The sequence below is a fragment of the Novosphingobium sp. 18050 genome (assembly GCF_902706195.1).
Lineage (GTDB): Bacteria > Pseudomonadota > Alphaproteobacteria > Sphingomonadales > Sphingomonadaceae > Novosphingobium.
The window spans coordinates 1-1,126 of sequence record NZ_CACSJO010000072.1; the positions used below are offsets into that span (position 1 = coordinate 1).

General features: G+C 64.5%; 1 protein-coding gene. It reads right to left on the reverse strand.

Annotated features, from left to right (window positions below):
- On the reverse strand, nucleotides 1–1,126 hold a 1,126-nt coding region (locus GVL61_RS24400), incomplete at both ends, for an electron transfer flavoprotein-ubiquinone oxidoreductase (RefSeq protein WP_159983866.1).

The following is a 1,126-nucleotide window of genomic DNA, read 5'->3' on the forward strand; positions in this document are numbered from 1 at the left end:
TGGACGCAGTTCTGCGCGTTGATCTGCAGCTTCGGGCCTGCTCCCGCATCGACGAACTCGTAGACACCTGCCGGGCAATAGCGCGCCTCGGGCCCTGCATAGACCGGCAGGTTGACCTCGGTCGGGATCGCGGGGTCCTTGAGCTTGAGGTGGACCGGCTGGTCCTCCTCGTGGTTCGTGAACGAATAGGACACGCTGGTCAGGCGGTCGAAGCTGATGACACCGTCCGGCTTGGGATAGGCGATCGGCTTGTACATATCCGCGCGCTGCGTTTCGCTTGCGTCGGTGTGGTGCCTCATCGGCTTGGCCAGACCGAAGCCGAATAGCGTGCGCAGCCACATGTCGGCGCCGGCGAGAACCGTGCCCAGCTCGGTGCCCCACTTGGCGACCATCGGCTCGGCATTCTGCACGAGCTTGAGTTCCTTGGCGATCCAGCTGGAGCGCACCGCGTCGTCATAGTCTTGCAGCGTGTCAGCCTCGCGCCCGGCCTTGATGGCGGCCGCGATCGACTCCGCTGCGAGCATGCCGCTTTTCATCGCAGTATGGGTGCCCTTGATGCGCGGCACGTTGACGAATCCTGCCGAGCAGCCCGCCAGCACGCCGCCGGGGAATGCCAGTTGCGGGACTGACTGCCAGCCGCCTTCGTTAATGACACGTGCACCGTAGGCCACACGCTTGCCGCCTTCGAGTATCGCACGGATTTCCGGGTGCTGCTTCCAGCGCTGGAATTCCTCGAACGGGTAGACGTAGGGGTTCTTGTAATCGAGCGCCGTCACGAAGCCCAACGCCACCTGGTTGTTCGCCTGGTGGTAGAGGAAACCGCCGCCCCAGCTGTCGCTCTCGCTCATCGGCCAGCCCTGCGTGTGGATCACGCGGCCGGGGACGTGCTTGTCCGCCGGGATATCCCAGAGTTCCTTGATGCCAAGGCCATAGATCTGCGGCTCGCAGGTCGCCTCGAGGTCGAACTTCGCCTTCAGCCGCTTGGTCAGATGGCCGCGTGCGCCTTCGCAGAAGACGGTGTACTTGCCGAGCAGGTTCATGCCCGGCTGGAAATCGCCCTTCTCGTTGCCTTCGCGGTCGACGCCCATGTCGCCGGTCTGCACGCCCAGCACGGCGCCATTGTCGC